The sequence below is a fragment of the Thermodesulfobacteriota bacterium genome, assembly GCA_040754335.1.
Lineage (GTDB): Bacteria > Desulfobacterota_D > UBA1144 > Nemesobacterales > UBA2774 > 2-12-FULL-53-21.
Map to the genome: position 1 here is coordinate 53,313 of JBFMCV010000008.1, position 21,274 is coordinate 74,586.

22 protein-coding genes are annotated in these 21,274 nt (G+C 53.1%); 13 read left to right on the forward strand and 9 right to left on the reverse strand.

Going from position 1 to position 21,274, the window contains the following annotated elements; translation table 11 throughout:
* The first annotated feature begins 34 nt into the window (after window positions 1-34).
* Entirely contained in the window at window positions 35-697 is a 663-nt protein-coding gene (locus AB1598_14170) for a response regulator transcription factor (protein ID MEW6146154.1), read from the forward strand.
* A 77-nt stretch (window positions 698-774) separates the two neighbouring features.
* Here the strand turns inward: AB1598_14170 and AB1598_14175 are convergent, their stop codons facing one another.
* A complete protein-coding gene (locus AB1598_14175; GenBank protein ID MEW6146155.1) occupies window positions 775-1,110 on the reverse strand; it encodes a DUF1801 domain-containing protein in 336 nt (111 codons plus the stop codon).
* Between the two features lie 1,017 nt (window positions 1,111-2,127).
* Between AB1598_14175 and AB1598_14180 the strand changes: the two genes are divergently transcribed.
* Window positions 2,128-2,703: a TMEM175 family protein gene (locus AB1598_14180; GenBank protein MEW6146156.1), complete on the forward strand. Its 576-nt coding sequence runs from the start codon at window positions 2,128-2,130 to the stop codon at window positions 2,701-2,703.
* Window positions 2,704-2,835: 132 nt separating this feature from the next.
* Window positions 2,836-3,555: a GH25 family lysozyme gene (locus AB1598_14185; protein ID MEW6146157.1), complete on the forward strand. Its 720-nt coding sequence runs from the start codon at window positions 2,836-2,838 to the stop codon at window positions 3,553-3,555.
* Window positions 3,556-3,629: 74 nt separating this feature from the next.
* On the opposite strand, the gene AB1598_14190 is transcribed toward AB1598_14185, so the two are convergent.
* A complete protein-coding gene (locus AB1598_14190; GenBank protein MEW6146158.1) occupies window positions 3,630-4,319 on the reverse strand; it encodes a hypothetical protein in 690 nt (229 codons plus the stop codon).
* Between the two features lie 314 nt (window positions 4,320-4,633).
* On the opposite strand from AB1598_14190, the gene AB1598_14195 reads away from it, so the two are divergent.
* Window positions 4,634-5,368, forward strand: a complete 735-nt coding sequence (locus AB1598_14195; protein ID MEW6146159.1) for a hypothetical protein — start codon at window positions 4,634-4,636, stop codon at window positions 5,366-5,368.
* Window positions 5,369-6,012: 644 nt separating this feature from the next.
* On the opposite strand, the gene AB1598_14200 is transcribed toward AB1598_14195, so the two are convergent.
* On the reverse strand, window positions 6,013-6,426 hold the full coding sequence (locus tag AB1598_14200) for a hypothetical protein (protein ID MEW6146160.1): 414 nt from the start codon (window positions 6,424-6,426) through the stop codon (window positions 6,013-6,015).
* 124 nt (window positions 6,427-6,550) lie between these two features.
* On the opposite strand from AB1598_14200, the gene AB1598_14205 reads away from it, so the two are divergent.
* Both AB1598_14205 and AB1598_14210 read left to right on the forward strand, forming a co-directional pair.
* Window positions 6,551-6,853 carry a hypothetical protein gene (locus AB1598_14205; GenBank protein ID MEW6146161.1) on the forward strand — a complete coding sequence of 101 codons (303 nt, stop codon included), beginning with the start codon at window positions 6,551-6,553 and terminating at the stop codon, window positions 6,851-6,853.
* Between the two features lie 164 nt (window positions 6,854-7,017).
* Window positions 7,018-8,196, forward strand: a complete 1,179-nt coding sequence (locus AB1598_14210; protein ID MEW6146162.1) for an MFS transporter — start codon at window positions 7,018-7,020, stop codon at window positions 8,194-8,196.
* A gap of 83 nt (window positions 8,197-8,279) precedes the next feature.
* On the opposite strand, the gene AB1598_14215 is transcribed toward AB1598_14210, so the two are convergent.
* The gene (locus tag AB1598_14215) at window positions 8,280-8,510 is read right to left on the reverse strand and encodes a di-heme oxidoredictase family protein (GenBank protein ID MEW6146163.1); all 231 of its coding nucleotides are present in this window, start codon (window positions 8,508-8,510) and stop codon (window positions 8,280-8,282) included.
* A gap of 342 nt (window positions 8,511-8,852) precedes the next feature.
* Here AB1598_14215 and AB1598_14220 point away from each other — a divergent pair, with 342 nt between their 5' ends.
* Both AB1598_14220 and AB1598_14225 read left to right on the forward strand, forming a co-directional pair.
* Window positions 8,853-9,374: a hypothetical protein gene (locus AB1598_14220; protein ID MEW6146164.1), complete on the forward strand. Its 522-nt coding sequence runs from the start codon at window positions 8,853-8,855 to the stop codon at window positions 9,372-9,374.
* Between the two features lie 412 nt (window positions 9,375-9,786).
* Window positions 9,787-10,218, forward strand: coding sequence for a hypothetical protein (locus tag AB1598_14225; protein MEW6146165.1), 432 nt, complete (start codon window positions 9,787-9,789; stop codon window positions 10,216-10,218).
* Window positions 10,219-11,249: 1,031 nt separating this feature from the next.
* Here the strand turns inward: AB1598_14225 and AB1598_14230 are convergent.
* Window positions 11,250-11,807, reverse strand: coding sequence for a hypothetical protein (locus tag AB1598_14230; protein MEW6146166.1), 558 nt, complete (start codon window positions 11,805-11,807; stop codon window positions 11,250-11,252).
* 632 nt (window positions 11,808-12,439) lie between these two features.
* On the opposite strand from AB1598_14230, the gene AB1598_14235 reads away from it, so the two are divergent.
* A complete protein-coding gene (locus tag AB1598_14235) occupies window positions 12,440-13,186 on the forward strand; it encodes an IPTL-CTERM sorting domain-containing protein (protein MEW6146167.1) in 747 nt (248 codons plus the stop codon).
* Window positions 13,187-13,249: 63 nt separating this feature from the next.
* Here AB1598_14235 and AB1598_14240 read toward each other — a convergent pair whose 3' ends face one another.
* Window positions 13,250-15,385 carry a diguanylate cyclase gene (locus AB1598_14240; protein ID MEW6146168.1) on the reverse strand — a complete coding sequence of 712 codons (2,136 nt, stop codon included), beginning with the start codon at window positions 15,383-15,385 and terminating at the stop codon, window positions 13,250-13,252.
* 577 nt (window positions 15,386-15,962) lie between these two features.
* Between AB1598_14240 and AB1598_14245 the strand changes: the two genes are divergently transcribed.
* The 3 genes from AB1598_14245 to AB1598_14255 all read left to right on the forward strand — a co-directional run bounded on the left by AB1598_14245 (window position 15,963) and on the right by AB1598_14255 (window position 17,824).
* Entirely contained in the window at window positions 15,963-16,706 is a 744-nt protein-coding gene (locus AB1598_14245; protein ID MEW6146169.1) for an IPTL-CTERM sorting domain-containing protein, read from the forward strand.
* Window positions 16,707-16,849: 143 nt separating this feature from the next.
* Entirely contained in the window at window positions 16,850-17,221 is a 372-nt protein-coding gene (locus AB1598_14250; GenBank protein MEW6146170.1) for a hypothetical protein, read from the forward strand.
* Between the two features lie 186 nt (window positions 17,222-17,407).
* The gene (locus tag AB1598_14255) at window positions 17,408-17,824 is read left to right on the forward strand and encodes a hypothetical protein (protein MEW6146171.1); all 417 of its coding nucleotides are present in this window, start codon (window positions 17,408-17,410) and stop codon (window positions 17,822-17,824) included.
* A 171-nt stretch (window positions 17,825-17,995) separates the two neighbouring features.
* Here the strand turns inward: AB1598_14255 and AB1598_14260 are convergent, their stop codons facing one another.
* A complete protein-coding gene (locus AB1598_14260; protein MEW6146172.1) occupies window positions 17,996-18,808 on the reverse strand; it encodes an ATP-binding protein in 813 nt (270 codons plus the stop codon).
* Window positions 18,809-19,081: 273 nt separating this feature from the next.
* On the opposite strand from AB1598_14260, the gene AB1598_14265 reads away from it, so the two are divergent.
* Window positions 19,082-19,435, forward strand: a complete 354-nt coding sequence (locus tag AB1598_14265; GenBank protein ID MEW6146173.1) for a DUF4186 domain-containing protein — start codon at window positions 19,082-19,084, stop codon at window positions 19,433-19,435.
* Between the two features lie 291 nt (window positions 19,436-19,726).
* On the opposite strand, the gene AB1598_14270 is transcribed toward AB1598_14265, so the two are convergent.
* Both AB1598_14270 and AB1598_14275 read right to left on the reverse strand, forming a co-directional pair.
* A complete protein-coding gene (locus tag AB1598_14270) occupies window positions 19,727-20,755 on the reverse strand; it encodes an alpha/beta hydrolase (protein MEW6146174.1) in 1,029 nt (342 codons plus the stop codon).
* Window positions 20,752-21,267 (reverse strand): cyclophilin-like fold protein, encoded by a 516-nt coding sequence (locus AB1598_14275; GenBank protein MEW6146175.1) that lies wholly within the window; start codon window positions 21,265-21,267, stop codon window positions 20,752-20,754. Before AB1598_14275 ends, AB1598_14270 begins: the two co-directional genes overlap by 4 nt.
* Window positions 21,268-21,274 lie beyond the last annotated feature (7 nt).

The window sequence follows — 21,274 nt, forward strand, 5'->3', positions numbered from 1 at the left end:
GTCACCCGAACCGGTCTGCCCGGGCGACTGGATCATGACTAACGCTTTCTTACTGGTTATAACGCCGCATAAGATTACCTACAGCGGGATCAGAAGCACTCTTGATCCTGAAATAATCAATCTTGATATCGTCTGGGCGGAAGATTATTTATGCCTGTTAAATACTCTCAAGAAGCCGGATATATCGCTGTTTATCGTGGATTGTACGGGAAAACCCCGGGATTACCTCGAAATAATTACGGTTATCAAGGAAAAAATCCCGGGTGCTAAAATCTTGTCGATTATCGAAGCGGAGAATCCTGATACGGAGCTTAAACTGCTTTCAATAGGCGCAAGGGGAATAATAACGGAAAATACAGGGTTTAATCTCTTTAACAAGGCCGTGCTGGAAGTTCTTGAGGGGAATATGTGGATCAGGAGAAAAATCCTTGAACGATTTGTCGAGAAAACGCTGTATTTCGAGGAATTCTGTTTTGAATTATTTGAAAATCGCTTCAGCCGGCTGTCTGCAAAAGAAATCGAGATATTAAGGCTGGCGTCCGTAGGTTTAACGAACATAGAGATAGCCGTTAGCTTGTTCCTGACTGAAAAAACCGTTAAGAATTATTTGACTCATATTTATAAAAAACTTCATATTCGCGGCAGATCGGAGATAAATACGAAGGTCAAACCGCTTTACAGCTTTCTCGATCAATAAACCCTGAATAGAGGAACGGTAAGTCATCGGTATACCCGGAGGCTTGAGCCGGGCGCGCTTCGCGGGTGAGGCGCTGTTTACTTCTCCGCGTTAAACGCGCGGCTCACGACCTCCCTCAGGTCCTTGAAATAGATAACTTCCCTGTCCCTGAAGTTGAGGCACCCCTTCCCGCTCCTTACCGCGGGATGTTTCTCGGCGTATGGGGCTATGTGCTCCTCCGAGCACGTGTACAGGGAGACGTAGCTCTTCTGGTTCGCGACCGCGACCCACCTGTCCCCTACCTCGAAGGTGGGCATGTTATATTTCATGGATATTCTGGCGCCGGGGAACCACGACCGTATGCTCCCCAGTATTTCTTCCATCCTCCCCCGCCTCTTGGCCGGGACCTTCGCCATGTATTCGTCGATGGTCATTTTTATGCCCCTTCGGAAATAAATATATTATAACTATTTAATTCCCTCCCCCTAGAGGGGGGGAGGGTTAGGGTGGGGGTGTACCTTATTATTTCTGTCATTCCCGACCCTGAATAGATCCCGTATTTTGAGGATTAACGACAATTGACCGAGGAATAGATTCATTGTTGCACTTGGTGAAGGGCGACCAATTTATTTTGACTTCGATAGAGCATCCCGAGCGCATAAACGTCCTAGTATTCAGCCGGCAGTGACCGGATTGTTATGGCTTCGTCAGGTTGCTCTCAGGTATTGGCATTGTTGCAATCAACCAGCAGTGACCAGTTGCTCACTCGTTCGCAACTGTTGCTTGTTCGAATCAGTTGCTCGCTCGAAATTGTAATACGGGACATGGTTCAGGGCAGGCACCGATCGGGAATCTCGTCTTTCCATTCTCATTCCTCCCTTTGGCAAAGGGAGGTTAGGAGGGATTTTTATTTTGTCTTTTCTTCTTCAATCCTGCGTCCTGTATCCTATTCGTAGGAGCGGCTTTCCTGAATAGATCCTGAAATAAATCCTGAAACAAGTTCAGGACGGCGTTCAGGACATGGTTCAGGACAGGCCAGCCGCGACCATCCGAAGGCCCTCACCCTACCTTGTCATTTCGAACTTGTTTCAGAGTCTCATCTTTGTGTTTTCATTCCCTCCTTTGTAAAGGAGGGGTAGGGAGGATTTAAATCACTGTAATCAATCCGGCTGATATCTAGTCACCCTCATCAACTCATTACCCCCGCGATTCGAGCTCCTTCGCGAGAGGCTCCGCGTGAACCGAGCGCGCGGACGTGAGATCGACGATCGGGAATATCCTCGCCTGCCAGTGCTTGCTTAAAGTTCCATAAATGATATAAAAAGTGATAATACGTACCTGGACGGTATAATTTTATCCGGGCAGGAATTCCCGCGATCCGTGTCGGCTCATAGAAAATTATGAAGAATCTAGCTTAAAAGCGCGCCGTTTAGGTAATATAGTAACTGCGAATGAGTAAAGGGAGATTGGAAGCGTTCAGCGATGGCGTCATCGCTATAATAATCACCATCATGGTGCTGGAACTGACGATACCGCATGAGGCCGGTCTGGGTGCGCTCCGCCCGCTGATACCGAAATTCCTGAGTTACGTGCTCAGTTTTATTTTCATCGGGATATACTGGAACAACCACCATCATCTTCTGCAGGCGGTCCGGCAGGTTAACGGCCGTATCCTGTGGGCTAATATGAACCTGTTATTCTGGCTGTCGCTGATCCCTTTCGCTACCGGGTGGATGGGTGAAAACCGCTTCGCAGCCTGGCCGGTCGCACTTTATGGCGCGGTCTTGTTATCAGCTGCGATCGCATATGTTATCCTCACCCGCATTCTCATAATCTACCAGGGCGCGGACTCCATTTTAGCGACAGCGGTCGGCCGGGACTTCAAGGGAAAAGCATCTCTTGTGCTATACGCTGCGGCAATATCGCTTTCCTTTGTGAATTCGTGGCTTGCCTGTGCCCTGTACGTCCTGGTCGCTGCCATGTGGCTGATCCCTGACCGCCGCATCGAGAAAGCGCTCGCCGGATAAGAAACTACTCCGGCAAACCCCGTAAGATACCGTACTTTCCCCGCGCGCGCGGAATATACCGCGACGACTTAATAAAAGATGGGATTGTCCCGACCTGCTCGGTATAATATTATCCGGGCAAGCGCCCGCATTATGAACCGCCTCATCGCCACACTGGGATTCGTCCTTCTCCTTGCAGTCTTCCTACTCATATTCTTCGAAGAGGGATACATCCGCTTCAACTATCCGAGCGAAGAGAAATATCCTGTCCGCGGGATAGACATTTCACACCACCAGACGGAGATAGACTGGGGGATACTGGAGCGAGCCGGCCTCGATTTCGTGTTCATAAAGGCGACCGAGGGCGGGGACCACAAGGACACGAAGTTCGGCGAGTACTGGAAGAGGGCGGGGGAGCTCGGGCTCACGAGAGGCGCATACCACTTCTTCACTTTCTGCAAGTCGGGCAGGGAGCAGGCGGAGAATTATATCGCGGCCGTTCCGGCCGGAGCCGGGCTCCTTCCCCCCGTGATCGACGTCGAATACGGCGGCAACTGCAGCGCCCGTCCCGCAAAGGAAGATCTGATCAGGGAGATCGTCGAGTTCTCGGACATCGTCGAGCGGAAATACGGCAGCCGCCCGCTCATCTATACGACGAACCAGTCCTACAGGGATTTTATCTCGGGCGGGCTTCCGGGCTACAGGATATGGATAAGGGACATATACAGGACGCCGCATCTCCCCGACGGCAGGGAATGGACCTTCTGGCAGTATACCGACAGGGGGAGGCTCTGGGGTATAAAGGGGTTCGTCGATCTCGACGTCTTCGGCGGCACCCGCGAGGAGTTCTCTGTTCTCCTCTCTCGCAACTAGGGTATTACAAGTGATGCGCAGGGTATCTTCAGGAAAAATCGGGCTGCCGGTAGCTATGTCGCGCCCGGTAAGGATCAGACCGCCAGGTTCTCGCCCGCAGATTTCCCGGAAGCGGCCAGTTCCTTGGCGGCGTTCGTTATCCTGCTGATCTTCCTGTACTCGTGAGTCTCGGGAGAGACTTTGCAGAGGAAGTCCTCGACCGCATCGTCGTGCCCGCTCTTTTTCTTCTTGAATGACACGGTGCAGAGTATCTCTTTCCCGCCAGAGCCGTAGACGGCATGCGTGCCGGGCTCCTCAACGAGCTCGTCTTCCGGCGATTCGGACTGTCTGCCGTGCTTCCGAATCTCTTCCTTCACGTTACGGAGCCTGCTTATCCACGCCTTCGAATAGGGTGGCTCGACCGTAAGGTCGTGTGGCGTGAGCACCGTATTTATCTCCCCGGTATCGATGTCTATCTCCTGGAGCGAATGCCACTCCAGGCCCGTGAACCTGTGCCCCCTCCTGACGACGCGGAACACGTTCACGAGTATTTTCGATACGCGCGGGCATAGGAGCACGTCTTCGTAGGACAGCTCGTCCGTTTCAGGAGTCAGCCGCCTGTAGGTATCGTCCGCGATGTGCCTCGCGTATATGCTCTTGAGTCCGTAACCGTCGCCGAGGCTCTTGTGGAAATGCGCGAGGAATTGCTTGCTCTCGGGCTCGTAGTAGAGTCCCAGGAAACGGTTCTCGGAAGGTATGCCTATTGTCCCCCACTGGTTGACCATGTATCTTCCGACCTGCTGTGGATTTTTAACCGCCGCCCCCGGCGAGACCCGTTCGCGCCGGAAACAGCTCACATATCCAATGCTAATAAATGTGCCAATGACCCACTTCAATTATAATACAAAACCTTCATAAAATGGAAGAGGTGGCGTGAAATCGCCGGAAGAAATCCGTCCCGGTTCGCGCGCTTCGGGAATTCCCTCGAAAGGCGCAAGTCTTCGGCAGTGATAACGAGTCGGGAGAGCCCCCCGAAATTCCTGCTGATGCGGGTTCCGGAAAACGGTATAATATTGCCGTTGAGAGGAGAAAGATATCCATGCAATGGCAAGCAAGATCGGTAAGGTCATACAATCACATCCCGGTTTGGGCGCTGGTTATAGGAGCGCTCATGCTCTCCGCGTGCGCGGGGGCGGGGACTACGCGCACGAACGTCGCCGCGAGCGGGGTGGACGGCGATTCCAGGCCCGAGGTCATAAACGACGAGGTGCTGGAGATGGAGAAGAAATACTACGTGGCGGGGGTCCTTGACACCTACAACTCCCTCGCCTCGGAGCCGCTCAGGCAGAGGGCCTACAGGGACGAGGTCATAAACGGGCGCATATACGTCATAGATTACTACTACAACAAGTTCAGGAGCTCCATGCGCGGTGAGAAACCGGACACCAACATCGTGACCGATATCGCGGTGCTCGGCCTCGACGCAGCCGACGCGATAAACCCCGCCAAGAGGGCGAAGGACATCCTCCTCGCCATTTCTGGCGGGCTGACCGGCCCGCAGTCGTCTATCGACAAGGAAGATTTCTACGAGGAAGCGCTCCCGGCATTCATATCCAAGATGGATTCGCTCAGGCTCGAGAGGCTCGTGCTCATAAGACAGAGAATGAAGTACGGGACTGACGGTGAGAACCCCTATACTCTGGGCGCCGCCATGATAGACGTGAACAACTACTTTCAGGCTGGGACGATTTCGGGCGCTATACTCGGCATAACCAAATCTTCAGGGGTAGCCGCGAACGAAGCGGAAAAGGAGCTCGGCGGCATGTCGCGCTGAGCGTCTCCGGCCGCATGCTTGCTGCAACTGTTACAAACTTCCGGGGATTACGGGGTCCTGCGGATTACCAGCCGCCTTCCGGTTGTGTCGACGTAATAATCCGCTCACCCGCGTTTCAACAGAGCGCTGCCCGGATGGACAAATCCCGTTTCCGCTACATCTTTGCCTTTAGACTGTAAAACAAAAACCCCAACCCGTACGTATAATAAATTAAGGAAATAGTCCTGAAGAGCCCCGGAAGATTTCGGATCCCTGCCAAGAGGACCCTAGTCTTCAGTTGACGGGGCTCAGGTTGTAACAACCGGTTATCTATCATTATAGCAAAGTTTGAATTTTTTTGCATCTTTTTTTATTTCGGAAAAAATCGGGTCCGGGCGCGGGTTCCGCCGGTCGCGGACAGGTCGGAAGTAAAGCAGGAAAATCGGCACAGGCTGCCGGGTTGAAGCAATAATTCCAGTGAACAAAGCCTCTTACAAGGCTGCTTAATGAGGCAGCCGGGATCAAGGCGGATTTGCCGGCGGGTTGTCAGGGGATGCAGGTGGCTTATTCCGGACGGTTTTTGCGTGTGACGGGGAAAAATAAATTTCCCTTCCGCTTGCTGGTTCAGCCCTGCGCCCGGCATCCGCGTGGCTCACCCGTGATTATCACTCCATGACCGGGGTCGCTCCCAGGACCTGTATGGCGAGCGGGTTCATGAACTGCGAGCCTCCGCCGAAGGGATACCCGGCCTCGAGGTATGTGTCTTTGCTGTGAGGCGGGAGGGTGATCGGGAGCACTCCGGTTTCCTGGTTTATTATTCCCCCGGCCCCTCCGGCCGTGTCTGACGTGTACGTTACCCTCACCTTCACGCCCGTGTACGCGAGGTCGGACGTGTTCTCTATGGTCAGGCCCTGAATTATGGCGACCCCTCCCCACGTGGCGTAGACCGACCATTCGGAAATGTTGATATACCACTCGGGGTGCGTCTTCATCGAATCGGGCAGGTACTCCTCCCCGCGCGCGCGGAATGCGGCGAGGGAGAGGATAAACATGGCTGCGATGATCAACGTTCTCTTCATGCCTGATAGTATATGCCGTGGCTAAGCCGGGAGCAATTGTTATGCGGGCTTTCCTTATGTAATATAAACCGGGCGGCAGCGGGGCGCGAAAGTATGACATCCAAACCCGGGAAGGAGAATTGATATGGCGGAGCTTACCGAAAGGGAGAAGGAGTTCGAGCTTTTCGGCATGGGCATAGACGACCTCGAGAACCTCTTGAGGACGAGGTCTCAGCAGCAGAACATCCCTGTCACGCGCATACTGATAGACTGGCTCGAATTGGCGCAGTATCAGCTCGAGGACAGGTACCGGAACGTTCACCACATAATCAACCGCCTCATTTACGTGCTGCAGAGCGGAATGGTCGTCGACAACGTAGAAAAGATCGGGAAAGAAGAAGCGCCCGAGGTCGAGAAAGAAAAGCCCGCGAAGAAGAAAAAAGACTGACTGTCTTATAACCTCCCCGCTGCGGAACGGTATCAGGTCCTCCGCAGTAGTCTGCCCCGTCTCCGCGCCTCCCTGATTTCTCCCGATTTCGGGATTTCCGTCCGGTCATGATTTTTTAACCCTCTATTGTTATGTATCATTTCCGCTATGCATGGTGCGCTCGCATGAACGTGAACGTAGGGAATAACCGGGCCCTCAGGTTCGTCCTTCTCCTCGGGGCGGTGAGCCTTTTCGGTGACATGACCTATGAGGCCGCCCGCAGCATCATCGGCCCCTACCTCGCCCTCCTCGGGGCGAGCGCGGCTGCCGTCGGAGTGGTCGCGGGCCTGGGCGAGTTCATAGGCTACGGGTTCAGGGTAGTATCGGGACTCGTGAGCGACCGCACGCACAGGTACTGGACGATCACGATCGCGGGCTACGTTATCAGCCTCGCGGCGGTGCCGGCTCTCGCGCTCACGGGCAACTGGCCCGCTGCCGCCGTGCTCATGATGGCCGAGCGTTTCGGGAAGGCCGTCAGGAACCCCGCCCGCGATGCCATGCTCTCCCACGCGGCACACGAAATGGGGCGCGGGTGGGCCTTCGGCATACACGAGGCGATGGACCAGGTGGGCGCGATCATAGGCCCGGCGATAGTGGCGGGGGTGCTCGCGTGGAAGGGGAGCTACGCCTACGGGTTCGGGGTGCTCTTGATCCCGGCGCTCATTGCCCTCGCCGTCCTCGTCGCGGCGAGGGTCATATACCCGCATCCCCGCTCGCTCGAGCCGTCATTCGACGTTTCCAAGGCCGGGGGGTTCCGTCCTGTGTTTTGGCTCTACCTCGCTTCGATAGCGTTTATCGCCCTCGGGTTCGCCGATTTCCCGCTTGCGGCGTTCCATATCAAGACCGCCGGGGTGATTGCGGACGAATGGATACCTCTCCTCTATGCGGGCGCTATGGGTGTTGACGCGCTCAGCGCGCTCGTCCTCGGACGTCTCTACGATACGAAAGGCATGACAGTTCTCTTTGTCGCGGTCTCTGCGACCGCACTCTCTGCCCCGCTCGTATTCCTCTCCGGGGCCGGGCTTCTCGCAGCCGGCATGGCGCTCTGGGGCATAGGGATGGGAGCTCAGGAATCTATAATCCGCGCCGTTGTCGCGGACATCACGCCCGCCGACAGGCGCGCCACCGCCTACGGACTCTTCAACGCGGGCTTCGGGTTCGCCTGGTTCGCCGGAAGCTCGGTCATGGGAGTGCTCTACGGAAAGACAGTCACCGGCATGGTCGCGTTCTCCGTCCTTGCGCAGCTCGCGTCGCTTCCCCTTCTCTTTTTAGTCCGCAGGCGGCTCGCGGGTGAAAACGGGTGAGCACCCGCGGGCGTTCGATATTCGGCAATAGATATTCAAATACTCGATTCATCGCTCCCCCGAGGGCGTGTCCGGAAGAGGGGTCAAGCCCCGCCGCCGGGTTGGGACCTACGGCCCGGATCTCCCGGGACGCTTATCCTGAAGAGTAGGGAGGTCAGGATATCGTCGGGCTTTCCGCGGCCGTTGTTGGCGTGACAGCTTTGACAAGAGTTGTTTTTGAAGACGGGTCCCAAACCCGGACAGACGGGGGAGGGTGAGGTAACAAAAATTAATTCGTGCTCTCCTTCCCTTCTTCGTGTTTCTTGCTCATTCATCGGCGTGCCCCGCTGCCGTCATTAAATCCATCCACCGCTCCGCTATTATAATGATATTGAACATCGTTATCAATATAATATCAGATAGTGACTCGTTGTCAATGCTGCATATCATACGGCGGGATGCCGTGGAGGATATATGACCCTCGCCGCTGTATTTTCCCATACACCTCTTGCCGTACTTTTACGTACAATCATTTCCCCCTCCTGAGAGCCAAGTCCTGACTCATTCCGTAACAGTTAGTAATTACACGATATTATCACGCTTGCCTCGCTGGCATGGGCATTGCAAATATGCATGCGCATAGACCGATTCAAACTCGCACTGGGAGGTGTAGAACGATGAAAAGGTTCTTGGTTTTTACGGCAGCGGGATTAATGCTCACAGGAGCAGGTCTCGGAGCTCTCCCGGGAACGGGAGCTAAGGCCCAGGAACATGGGAGTTACGAGGACTACCAGGCTCAGCCGCAATACAACGTTCAGGATACGGGCGCTATGGAGAGTGAATTCGCGAACGAGATGAAGGGAGCGCGCGCCCAGCAGGACCCGAACGAGATGGAGCGGCGCCAGTACATTCCGCGGTTCATGGAAGGGTCTTCGGGTACGGTGCTGGGGACCGTCACCCTCGTCGGGGATGACGAAATGAGAATAGTCGAGAGCGGCACGGGCATCGAGCATGAGATAAAGATCACGGAAGCCCAGCAGAAGCAGCTCACGACAGGTTTTAACATAAGCGCCGAGCTCGAGAACGGGAGGCTCGTGAGCTTCGTAGAAGAGGGAGTGCCGCCCGACGTAGAGAAGATAGTTTACGACGCTGAAAATCTGCCGACGGATAATATACTCGAGCAGCGATCGGCGTTTTGAGAACGGGCCTGCGGTCCGTCTTTCATCACGATGTAGAGCGTCGCGGGGTTCCTTACCCCGGGGGACCTGCGGCGCATATTAATTCGGGATAACAGGTTAACCGGAAATGGGACAGGGAGCGCTTTGCAAAGAAAGCCCGTATCATTCCTGCGGAGGATGCGGGCTTTCATCTTTTCGCTCACGAGAAGATTTCCGCGGGCAAGATGCCTTTGTTCGTACTGTTAAATTACCTACACATTAAACCGTCCGTATTCGTACAATTGACCTGCGTTCACTTCAGGAAATGAATTCGTATTCTCCTAAGCATCTGTAATTACGTCCTGTTTCTCCCCGGTCTCATGCGGCATACGCCTTGCACTTATATCCGTAAAGAAGGTCATTGTTTTTATCTAAAAACAGGAGGTGAAAAAAAATGAGAAAGATAATGACCATGTTTTTCAGCGTAATGCTTTTCACTTTCGTGGGGTTGGGCGTTATGGGTAATGCGGCTGAAGATCCGAGCGGTGCCGAAAGCATGCAGCAAAGCTCTCAGTACATGCAGGAACAGCAGCCGATGACCACCGAGGGTGCACAAAGCATACGTGGGACCATCACTCTCGTTGGTAATGACCAGATAAATGTCAAGGAGACTGCTACCGGAATGGAGCATCAGATCCGCGTAAACGAGACCCAGGAAGCAGAGCTCACGACAGGATACGACATTACCGCACTGGTGGAGAACGGGAAGCTCGTCTCCTATACGCTTGAGGGTGTTCCGCCGAATGTGAAGGAGATAGTCTACACGGCTAGGAACCTTCCGGACGAGAACATTCTGGAGCAGCAGCCGCAGCCGAGAATGTTCTGAGTCCCTGTTAAGGGAACGCCGGCAAGTCGGCTCTTATGTATGAATTTGCTCGTTGGATGACACGGCGGGGTTGCCGCTTTGGAGAACAAAGAGCGGCACCGCAGTGCATATTAAACGGGCGCAGCATTGAAAAGTTATATCGGAAGCGGGACAGGGAGCGCTTTTCGAGGGAAGCCCGTATCATTCCTGCGGAGGATACGGGCTTCGTATTTTTGTTCTGGCTATATGCTGCCGTGCGAGGCTGCTTTTCCTTCTGACATTGCAGAATTGGCGGCGGATCAGAAACGCAAATAAATTTCCTACCCCTTGAGGGACGATTGCAAGCAACAGTTCTGAGCAGGCGTAAGAACTGGTCACTTCCGGCTGATTACTATTTAGGGTCTGTTTATGGTAATTGGGATATTAATATGAATTGCGCAATCGGTCGCCTCGTAACAAAGGCACAGAAGCACATTAACTACCTGCTCAATGTTGCATAAGACAAAACAGGATTAAGGTGGTGGTTACACCTCTCATTCCTCCATCAAAGATAACCCGTTCCCCCTTCCTTATAATTCCTTCCCCCTTGAGGGGGGAAGGGTAGGATGGGGGTGATAAAACCAGTTCGTGCTGCTTGCGGCACGTCGCCCGAAGGCTATGAGCCGTAGGGGGATGAGCCGCATGGTGATTAGCGAAGCAGGGTAGCGCAGACAGACTTGTCCCGGCGTAGCCGTCGGCGAAGCCGGAAACGACTGCGGCAATCTCATCTTATACTTGTCATTTCGACCACTGCTTCGAGCGAGCGAGAAGTAGGACGACCTCGGTTAATTACGAATTTGCCGCTTCCACACCGCTTCTCAGCCGCAGAAATCAAAAAGGGAGAAATCTGTTTGTTGCGTTTAATTCCCCCTTTGAAAAAGGGGGATTAAGGGGGATTTAATTTGCTCTTCTTTTACTGTCACCCCGAACTCGTTTCAGGGTCTAAGTTTTTGTCTTTCCGAAATTCCTGACCTGGGGTCCTGAAACGATTCCAATTGTGGAGAAACCAATCCCTACTCGATCTCCGACACGTACGGAATATAGGGGTAGGCGGGGTCCAGGGGGCCTGTCCTCGGGTTAGTCAGGTGGTTGATGAACGAGAACTCGGCCACGGGCTTGTTTTCTTCACCTCGCGTGAAGCCGAGGGTGATTTTGGTTAGGCCGTGAAAGTCCTCAGTCGTGATGTGCACCGTGTCGCCCGGCTTGAGCGCGCCCTCGTGCTCGCTCACGTCCCTTATCTCGCCCTCGAGCCTCCCGAGCTTCTTCTTGAGCACCTCGGGGTCTATGTTCGTCGCCTCGAAAACGATGTACGTGCGGGCCTTGCTTATGGGCTTCGTGATAATGAGCACGTTGTAGTCCTCAGGGCCTATGGCTCCGGGCGGGCTGTACCAGCCGTACCTGCCCGTGACCACGTCCCCGTTCCCCACGTTAAACCTGTGATGCCCGGGCTGCGACGGCCAGTGCACATCCACGACGACGCCGTATCCCTCCGGCATCGGGGCGTCCGCCCCGTAAGAGTAAGCGGTGAAAACCAGCATGAGCGCAATAACCGGAAGGATCGGGCGTGTCATGGAACATCCTCCTTTAAATTATCCCAAATTATAACCTGTTTTCACGCAAATGTTAATACTCTATTTTAAGTATTTTAATTGAAAGCTTTAAATTCCGAGGCTTTCCTTGGAAATCGGGAGGGGTTTAATCTAAATATCAAGTTTTCACGGTGTATTCTGTCAATCCACCATAATAATCGCGGCAAGCCTGTCCCGGGCTTGACCCGGGAACCCGCTCCTACGAAATTACCCCTGAACCTCGTAGGAACGGCTTCCAGCCGCGACCATCACTGCATCAACCCTACCTCGTCATTTCGAACAACAGTTCTGAGCGTGCGCAAGAACCGGTCGCTGTTGGCTGATAACAAATAACTCACATCGACATCGTATATAATCTGCACAAACCAAAACGGGAAATCTATAATTGTCATTCTGAACCATGTCCCGGACGTGATCCGGGATCTATTCACGATCTCGTTTTTAAATCCCTGGTTTTAAGCTAACAGAACGAGTCACTTCGACCCGAAAGCGTTTCAAAAAGCTTAATGGCCGGCGTTCTCCCCTTGATTCCACATTATTTTAATCCCGGGCTATTTCATTTCTTCAGAAATTCGATTAAGATTAGCACAAGTAAGCCCCGGGAGGATGATCAGATGCGCATATTCCATCTTATATCATTAATGTTTTTCCTCGTATTCTCTTTATCATTTTCTGGTACCGGCGCTCAGGCTCAAGTTGATCCCTTCGTGAACGGCAGCTTCGAGACCGGGAATTTCACCGGATGGACAGTAGTTCAGGAGCCGGGCAGCGCGGGCAGCTGGTTTGTTTATAGCGGGGATGTTGCTCCTATTTCGCCCCACTTTGTTTTGCCTCCGCCTGTAGGCGTATTCGCCGCTATCTCCGACCAGCTGGAGTCGAGCTCTCAGGTCCTTTATCAGGATATAGACGTGCCGGCGGGATTATCGAGCGAGTGTTCCGTGATAATTTATTATGAAAATTTTGCGGAAGAATTCGTTACTGCCCCCGATCTGTCATATACGACGCAACCCAATCAACAGGCCAGAATTGATATAATGGACCCTTCGGCGGGGGATTTCGACGTGGGCGCGGGGGTGTTATTGAACATCTTCCAGACGAACCCGGGCGATCCGATATCGTTAGGTTATACCACAATAAATTTCGACCTGTCGCAGTTTGCGGGAACGAATGTCAGGTTCAGGGTCGCCGAGGTGGATACGCTAAATTATTTTCTTTTCGCGATCGACTACGTAAGATGCGGTACCCGTGATGTAACAAGACCGATCCCCACGCTCGGCGAGTGGGGCATGATCGCCATGGCGGGTGCGCTCGGCCTCGCGGGCCTCATTTTCGCCCGCCGCAGGCGGGTACGCGCAGCGTAGCGATTCTCCAGGCCTTTAATTCGGTTGTGAAACGCGGGTTTTAATAGGGAATCCTGCCCCCCCTCACAGGTAACTTACGTTATCGCGGCCGGCGTCCTCATTTTCCGCGATTCCGTACTTTCTGATTTCCTCGCATACCGCAATGACCACCCTGTCTCTCCCTTCCTCTTTCGCCCTGTACAGCGCTTGATCGGCCACGTTCAGGAGGCTGGAAGGCGATGCGGCGCTTTCCGGGTATACCGCCACTCCGATCGACAGCGTGATATTCTCGAGCATTCTGCCCGCGTGGAAGATCTGAATATTCTTAACGTTGTTTCTCAGCCTCTCGGCCCTCTTGACCGCTTCTTCGAGCGATATCTTCGGCAGTATCAGTAAGAACTCTTCGCCTCCGTAGCGGCAAGCGACGTCTCCTGAGCGCACGTTATCCTGCAGCAGCTTCGCCAGGGTGGTAAGCACGGTGTCGCCCGCCTCGTGCCCGTGCCGATCGTTGTATTTCTTGAAATGATCGACGTCCAGCAGCATGACTGCGACCGCGTCGTTTGCGCGTTTTGCGTATGCTATCTCCCGGCCGAGCGTCTCTACCATGTAGCCCCGGTTGTAGAGGCCTGTCAACGGGTCGCGTATCGATCTCTGCCGCAGCTTGTCCTGGAGCTTTATGTTCCTGAGCGCGAGTGAGGCGTATTCGGCTACCGATTTCGCCAGGCGCGCCTTGTTCTTAAAGCCTTTCTCCGTGAGATAGTTTACGCTGTCGGCGTACGCGCTTATGAACAGGACGCCCAGCGTGTTCGTCTGCGAAATGAGCGGGATGCAGAGGTAATCGTACGGCCGCGAGTCTTCGAGGTGGCCGCACCTGAGCTCGGTCTCGCAGTATTTCACGATATGCGTGGCACCCCGTCTGAGTCCCCAGCAATCGTCGATGGCGAATGCCTGTTTGGAAAGTCCCTGCTTGCCCCAGGCGGATACCTCCTCCACGAGGTCCCCTGAATCGTTTATCAGGCAGATTGCCCCCGAATCTGTAGGGAAGAGCTTGCTTGCGTAAAGCGATATAGTCTTGCACGCTTCTTCCACGCTCAGACAGGACTGTACCACTTCGCTCATATCGTTGAGTATTTCGATTTGCTCGTTACGCCGCTCGAGCTCGTGCACCCTGCTGGACAGGCTCTGGTTCGTCGCGTTGAGCGTTTTCTCCATATGTTTGTACTGGTCTATATTCATGAAATTCCCGAGAGTCGCTCTCTCCCCGTTGAATTCCACAGGCGCTACGGTCTCCATTATCCATTTCACTTCGCCGTCCTTGGTCTTGACCCTGTACTCGTAGGGCTTCGTGCGCTCGCCTTTGAGCATCTTTATTGCATTCTCCCTCACAAGCTCCCTGTCTTCCTCGTAAACAAGGTCTATGCATCTCGTTTTTTCGAGCAGCTCTTCCTCGCTGTAGCCCGTATATTTCTGGAACTGGGGGTTGACGAAATTGAAACCCCCTCCCTGGGCTATGTAGATTCCTATCGGTGAATTTTTGAAGAGGTTGATGTAAAATTCCTCGGACTTCCTGTGCTCGGTCAGGTCGTGGACAATGAGGGTATAATGCTGATTGTTATGCGAGGTGTAACCGCTCACGGCGAGCTCGATCGGAATGCACGATCCGTCGGTGCGGATCCCGGTGGCTTCTATTATCTTATCACCTTCGCTCGTCTCGCCCGTCGCCAATAGCTTCCGGAGGACGTTCCCATTTTTCCCGTGACCGTCGCTTATTATCATTTTGATATTTTGTCCGATGAGCTCTTTCGGCGGGTATCCGAACATCTTTTCGGCCGCCTTGTTGAGCGATTGTATTATCCCGTGTCCGTCGATTGCGAGTATGCCGTCAGCGGCGTTGTCCATGATCCCACTCGTGAGCTTGGTGTTCTCTTTAACCTCTGAAAATAATGGTCTCAAGTAGAGCAGATAAATCAGGGGAGCGCAAAGCAGGCTGAATACGGCGACTTCGATGAGTATGTGGGTGTAGTCGAACGGATATTGGTGGAAATGGTAATCCAGAACCTCCGCTATCACCTTCGTGACTATCAGTATCCCCATTATCTGGACGATCGCCACGATCGGACTGCTGATTACAGAGTTATGCCTTTTGCTCCACCATTTATGGACGATGTACGCAATGCACGACATCGTTATGATTAAGAGTATAAGATCTAGTTTGTTCATCGTAGCGCCTCTTGCTCTCTTAGTAATTTTGTAAAGCAAATCATATGCCAATTATTTGTTGAAAATTCCGCGACTTCCTTAGACATAACTCATATCAATCATGCACTATTTTCTTATTTTCCCCACAGACCTGCGACCTCAGGGGCGGCGCAAAGGACAAATATTGTCACTCTCTCCGCGATTTGGCAATTTTCATGCCCATCGTCTATTGTTGTTTATCTCTGCTCTATTCCATTCATTGACATTCCGCTCGGGGGATTCCTTAATATTCCTGTCATTTCGAACCGAAGCGTGAGAAATCTGTCTTTTACCTTTTCTTCTACTTCCTTCCCCCTCACAGGGGGAAGGTGAGGATGGGGGTAATAATCCCGTTCGCCTCTCCGTCCGTCGAAGCCCGAAGGGCGAAGTCGGATGTTTGCCTGGCGAAGTCCCGACAATACTGGGGAGTTGGAAACTTGGTGAAGGGCAAAGGACCGACTAATCCTTCCTTACTTTCACATTATTTTAATCCCGTGCTGTTTCATTCCATCAGAAATTCGATTAAAATTCATATGAGCAATTTCAAGGAGGATGATTCATGAAACGATATTTCGCTTTTTCTATTATTTTATCACTTTTATTACTTTCCTCGTTCCTGTCTATGAAAGCCCACGCTCAGTTGGAGCTTATCGAGAACGGGAGCTTCGAAACGGGTGACTTCACCGGCTGGACCGTGATTCAGGAGCCCGGGAGCGGAGGCGACTGGTTCGTTTACAGCGGGATTCTGACTCCGGCAAGCTCCCACACTGTACTGCCGCCGCCCGTTGGTGAATTCGCCGCCGTTACCGACCAGGGCGATCCGGGCTCCCAGGTGCTTTATCAGGATTTGGACATACCGGCTGGCGGCGGGGCTGAGTGCTCCGTCATAGTCTATTATGAGAATCCTGCCGAAGAGTTTGTTACCGCGTCAGATTTATCCTACCAGACCACTCCCAACCAGCAGGCGAGGATAGACATAATGGATCCTGCGGCCGACCCGTTTGACGTTGGGGCGGGTGTTTTGTTGAATCTCTTCCAAACGAATCCGGGCGATCCGTTTTCACTAGGCTACACTACTCTGAACTTCGATCTGTCTCAGTTCGCGGGTACGACTGTCAGATTCAGGGCGGCCGAGGTGGATAATGAGGGGTTTTTTAATTTCTCGATCGACGATGTGACATGTGTGGCGCAAGTTTCCGAGAACATCCCCACGCTCGGCGAGTGGGGGATGATCGCTATGGCAGGCCTGCTCGGTCTCGCGGGGCTTATATACGCCCGCCGCAGGCGGAGTCTCACAGCGTAGGCGGTTCATCACTCCTGTTGATTCGAGGATTGTTTTTCTCTTTAATTCCCTCCTTTTGTAAAGGAGGGTCAGGGAGGATTTTCATTTAGTTGCGTCATCCCCATATTTGCATTTACCCGCCCCCCGCGCATACTAACTAATGCATGATCAACACCGTAGACGAGTTCATGGACGAGTTCGTGAAGCACAAGGACAAGGTCGAATGGTACCTCCACCAGCCGACCCCGTTCGCGAACTTCACCGACATAAGGGGGAGGGGCGTCCTCTGCAGTCCCGTGACCGTCATGTGCGACCCGCCCGTGCACTACCACCTCGACTTCATCGAGCTCGATGTGGACATACACCATTCCTTCGAGCTCGTCGTCAAGAACGCCTCCGAGTTCAGCCTCGCCTCGCTCCTGGAAGCGGTCGAGAAGTACCCGCCCGAGAAATTCCCCCGGAGCCGCGCCAGGGAAGCTTACGAGCTCCGGAAGAGACTCCTCGACGTGCTGGGACTAACCGAGCCGGAATCTTAGGCCGGACATTTTTGAACCCGGCAAGCCCGCAGACGGCGTAAGAAAATCTGACATACTACACAGGCCCCCTCTCTCTTTTCCCGGAAGTTCTGCAGAACGCACGGTTATCACTAAATTTATAAGTGCAGTCTTTACGGCACGCTGCGTGCATATATAATAATTAAAAAAGCGTTAGGGAGGGGCAATATGAAAAAGCGTGTTGCAGGACTCAAAGTTGTCGGCGTGGAAGAAAAGGTGAAGGAGAAGACTGAAGCCGCGAAAGAGCAGTATCTAGGTTTGATGGAGTTAAACAAGAATTTCCTTAAGGAAGCCCTTAAAGCCATGGATATGCAGCTCGAGCTGTGGCTCGCCATGCAGCTGGGAGTGCTCGATTTCATGAAGAACGTATTCGAAGTCCATCCGATGGTGAAACCCTTTGAGCATCACCTGAGCCCCTATTCCGAGCATATCCGGAACCTGAGCGAGTTCAACAGGGAAATCATCGAGTTGAAGAAAAGTAAAGCCGAGAAAATCGCGAGGAACTTGCAGAAGTACCACAGGAAGACAATCGAGAGCACGATCTCGGCGTTCGACAAGTACTGCGATCAGCTGAGCACGGTGTGAGTGGTGCCGGCTTCTAGATTCTCTCTTTGTTTTCATTCCCTCCTTTAGTAAAGGAGGACGATTGCAAGCAAGCGCGCAATCGGACGCCATTTGCTGATTACTGCCGGGTTGTATTACTCGACACATGTGTAAGATAAGCCAAATGAGGGAGGATTTTTCTTGAGCAATCCCTCACTTCCCCCACCTCGCGGAGATAAATTCGACCGCTTCGGGTATGTTGAGCGCGCGCGTGCTCATCCCCGTGCGGAGATAGAACTTCATGTCGTTCCCCTCTTTCAGGTAAACGGGCCTCGCTGAAGGGCTCGTTATTATCCTGCATATATCCTTACCCGAGACGGAGTGAAACACCAGGTGCACCAGCCGGCACGCGTCAGCGCCGAGCTTCTCCGAGACCGCGTTCATCACCTCCTGCGCGAAGCCGTCCCTGTCCTTCCTCTTGAGTATGCCGTAGTCGCGATCTAGCCCCGTCACCTCCCCCGCGTCGGACACCCCTACGATGAGCGTCCCGCCCTCGGCGTTCATAAACCCCGCGAGAGACTTGAGCGCGGCGTCCTCGACGAGCCTGCTCGCCCTCGATTCCCTGATGTCCCATTTGAACGTGGCCTTGAACTCGATGGTCTCTCCCTCGCCGTGCGCGATCAGCGCAAGCACGTCCTTCTCGAGCTCCCCGGAGAGCTTCCGAATATGGAGCGCGCTCCTGTATAACGCGCTGTAAAGGAATGCGGACACGAGCCCGAGGAAAGCGCCCACGCACGCGTAAAAGAGCGTCTTAAGAGGCATGCCGCCCGCGAGAGCCGCCGTAAGCTCGTGCATGGCGTAATCGATTGCCGAGCCCACAACGGGCCTGTGCTCGAAATAAAAGACGAGCGCGTTCACCGGGATCAGGAACAGCACCCCTACGGCCGCCCCTATGAGCACGGGTATGAGGTATAGCAGAAAAGCGCGTGTCGTGAATATCCCGCCGCCGTTCATTGGTCTGTTCAACCGCCTCTGGCTGAATATTATAAAGCAGTGCTTGCGGTTTAAACAGCGGTGTGTATTTGAATGTATCGCGGCTGGAAGCCGCTCCTACGATTCAGATAGCGTATCATTATTGTAGGAGCGAGTTCCCGGGTCAAGCCCGGGACAGGCTTGGCGCGATTCCTTTCATACATACTCCCAAACAGGTTCAGGATAAATTTCAAGCTGTGGATTTTTTATATTAAAATAGCTAAACATCCAATTCTGTCGGTGATACCAATTTCATAGTGAGTCCCCATGCACGACCCCGCTAACTTATTCGCCAGGCTGAAGAAATCCCCCTTCCGCTCCCGCTTCACCCTCCGGGGGAAGGAACTTATCTACCTTAGACATAAGGGAATAGACACTATAATGGATCACGCACGCGCCTTTATCGACGAACGCCTCGCCCCCGCCGACCCCCCTAAGGACGGCAAACAGACACCCATGCGGAACCACCCCGTCTTTATCGCCCAGCACGCTACGGCCACATGCTGCAGGAAGTGCCTCATGAAGTGGCACGGAATACCCGCCCGCGCCCACGCGCTCACCGGTGAAGAAAAGGAATACGTCCTCTCGATTCTCAGAAAGTGGATGGAGAAATATTTGTAGTTGACACTGTATCCGGCTCGATTAATAATGAACTATCGTCCCGGACACCGATCCGGGAATCTTATCTTACGCCTGCAGGAGCGGCTTTCCTGAATAGATTCTGAAACAAGTTCAGGACATGGTTCAGGACGGGGCCCGCGATATAAAGAGGTGTCACAACCAAACCAGGTGGTTGAACTAATAGAGCTTATTTAGCGCGGCACCAGTTTGATCGTCGTGGCTCTCGCCTCAGGGACTACCATTGGACTGACGTACTATGCTCCGTAACGGCAAATGCTTTCTCGCACCCCCCTATTTCAGATTTTCGGTGAAAAAGGACGTGAGCTCGTCAAAGGGTATATAATTCACACGGTCGTACAGGTCCACGTGCCCGGCACCCGGAACGATGTAGAGCTCCTTCGGTTCGGCCGCCAGCTTGTAGGCGTCTTCGCTGAACTCTCTGGAATGAGCGTTCTCACCCGTGATGAAAAGCATGGGACGAGGAGAAATCGTCTCTATGTCTGCGAACGGATAAAAATTCATGAACTTGACGTTGCTGGTCAACGTTGGGTGCGTCGTGAGTTTGGGAGACGAGCCCTTGGGGGTATATTCGCCTCGCGGAGTGCGGTAGAAATCATAAAACTCACGCTGAATGGGGTCAGTGTTTTCATTCAGCTCATGCACTGTCCCACTGGTGTATTTGGTTTCACCTCCGGTGAACTCCACATAGCGTTGCTCGGCTGCCTCTTTGATGATCTGCTTTCTCTGATCCAAGGTCAAAGAATGTCTGAGCGCGTTACGGTTAGCAGCGCCCATGTCGTACATGCTGACGGTCGCGATGGCTTTCATGCGCGGGTCGATCTTGGCTGCGCTGATGACAAAGCTCCCGCTGCCGCAAATCCCGAGAACACCTATCCGATCCCTGTCAACAAACGGCCGGGTGCCCAGGAAATCCACCGCAGCGCTGAAATCCTCGGCATAGATATCAGGCGAAACAGCGTTGCGGGGCTGGCCATCACTCTCTCCCCAGAAAGATAAATCCAGGGACAAAGTAACGAATCCCTGTTCAGCCATTTTCGTGGCATACAGATTCGCACTTTGTTCTTTTACTGCGCCCATAGGATGCCCGACAATGATTGCGGGATTTTTGGTGTTCTGCTTCAGACCTTTGGGAATAAAAAGATTCCCCACGACATTCATGTTGTATTGATTTTTATACGTAACCTTTTGCATGGTTACCTTGTCGCTCTTGTAAAAGTTATCTGCTCCTTTGGACATATCCTGAGCCTCCACTGAGATTGCACCAATAATAAGTGCTGATAATATGATTAGTTTTTTCATTTGACCTCCTGTTCTTTATCGAGCTCTATCGTTGCCTTTAGCGAACCGGGCACATTAAAAATCTCCTTGTTGCTGTCTATCTTTCCAAGAATGATGAGCCCATTGCCAGAGCTGGGCACAACTTTGTAAAAAATTGCCAAATTTCCCCACGGCGCGTAATAAGCAATATCACTGTCAGGATTGTTGGCAGAGCCTTCGATCGTTAGCTTTCGCGGGAGATAACCGATCTTTTCGGTTTTTACGTAATCTTCCAAATCAAGAGTCAGCGGCAGGAGAGATGCAAAATCGCGCGCCGCCGGACTGTCATTAAGAGTCCCTATCGCTTCCTTGTCTCCAACTTTTATTCTTATCTTCATACCTTTTCCCGATTCATTAGTTACTTCGGCTGGTTTAACGGAAGGAGCCGTAACCGCGCTCCCTCCATCGGCGCCGCAGGTGGAGTGGCTAAACATCATTACCGCCGCGAGAACCAAAAACATGCATTCCCTTGTTCTACTAAAACTGCGTTTCATAGCTCCA

Bases quoted from the DNA above. Each gene is read 5' to 3' on its own strand.
- AB1598_14170 (MEW6146154.1), top strand. From the start codon at position 35: ATGACTAACGCTTTCTTACTGGTTATAACGCCGCATAAGATTACCTAC.
- AB1598_14175 (MEW6146155.1), bottom strand. From the start codon at position 1,110: ATGACCATCGACGAATACATGGCGAAGGTCCCGGCCAAGAGGCGGGGG.
- AB1598_14180 (MEW6146156.1), top strand. From the start codon at position 2,128: ATGAGTAAAGGGAGATTGGAAGCGTTCAGCGATGGCGTCATCGCTATA.
- AB1598_14185 (MEW6146157.1), top strand. From the start codon at position 2,836: ATGAACCGCCTCATCGCCACACTGGGATTCGTCCTTCTCCTTGCAGTC.
- AB1598_14190 (MEW6146158.1), bottom strand. From the start codon at position 4,319: ATGGTCAACCAGTGGGGGACAATAGGCATACCTTCCGAGAACCGTTTC.
- AB1598_14195 (MEW6146159.1), top strand. From the start codon at position 4,634: ATGCAATGGCAAGCAAGATCGGTAAGGTCATACAATCACATCCCGGTT.
- AB1598_14200 (MEW6146160.1), bottom strand. From the start codon at position 6,426: ATGAAGAGAACGTTGATCATCGCAGCCATGTTTATCCTCTCCCTCGCC.
- AB1598_14205 (MEW6146161.1), top strand. From the start codon at position 6,551: ATGGCGGAGCTTACCGAAAGGGAGAAGGAGTTCGAGCTTTTCGGCATG.
- AB1598_14210 (MEW6146162.1), top strand. From the start codon at position 7,018: ATGAACGTGAACGTAGGGAATAACCGGGCCCTCAGGTTCGTCCTTCTC.
- AB1598_14215 (MEW6146163.1), bottom strand. From the start codon at position 8,510: ATGAATGAGCAAGAAACACGAAGAAGGGAAGGAGAGCACGAATTAATT.
- AB1598_14220 (MEW6146164.1), top strand. From the start codon at position 8,853: ATGAAAAGGTTCTTGGTTTTTACGGCAGCGGGATTAATGCTCACAGGA.
- AB1598_14225 (MEW6146165.1), top strand. From the start codon at position 9,787: ATGAGAAAGATAATGACCATGTTTTTCAGCGTAATGCTTTTCACTTTC.
- AB1598_14230 (MEW6146166.1), bottom strand. From the start codon at position 11,807: ATGACACGCCCGATCCTTCCGGTTATTGCGCTCATGCTGGTTTTCACC.
- AB1598_14235 (MEW6146167.1), top strand. From the start codon at position 12,440: ATGCGCATATTCCATCTTATATCATTAATGTTTTTCCTCGTATTCTCT.
- AB1598_14240 (MEW6146168.1), bottom strand. From the start codon at position 15,385: ATGAACAAACTAGATCTTATACTCTTAATCATAACGATGTCGTGCATT.
- AB1598_14245 (MEW6146169.1), top strand. From the start codon at position 15,963: ATGAAACGATATTTCGCTTTTTCTATTATTTTATCACTTTTATTACTT.
- AB1598_14250 (MEW6146170.1), top strand. From the start codon at position 16,850: ATGATCAACACCGTAGACGAGTTCATGGACGAGTTCGTGAAGCACAAG.
- AB1598_14255 (MEW6146171.1), top strand. From the start codon at position 17,408: ATGAAAAAGCGTGTTGCAGGACTCAAAGTTGTCGGCGTGGAAGAAAAG.
- AB1598_14265 (MEW6146173.1), top strand. From the start codon at position 19,082: ATGCACGACCCCGCTAACTTATTCGCCAGGCTGAAGAAATCCCCCTTC.
- AB1598_14270 (MEW6146174.1), bottom strand. From the start codon at position 20,755: ATGAAAAAACTAATCATATTATCAGCACTTATTATTGGTGCAATCTCA.
- AB1598_14275 (MEW6146175.1), bottom strand. From the start codon at position 21,267: ATGAAACGCAGTTTTAGTAGAACAAGGGAATGCATGTTTTTGGTTCTC.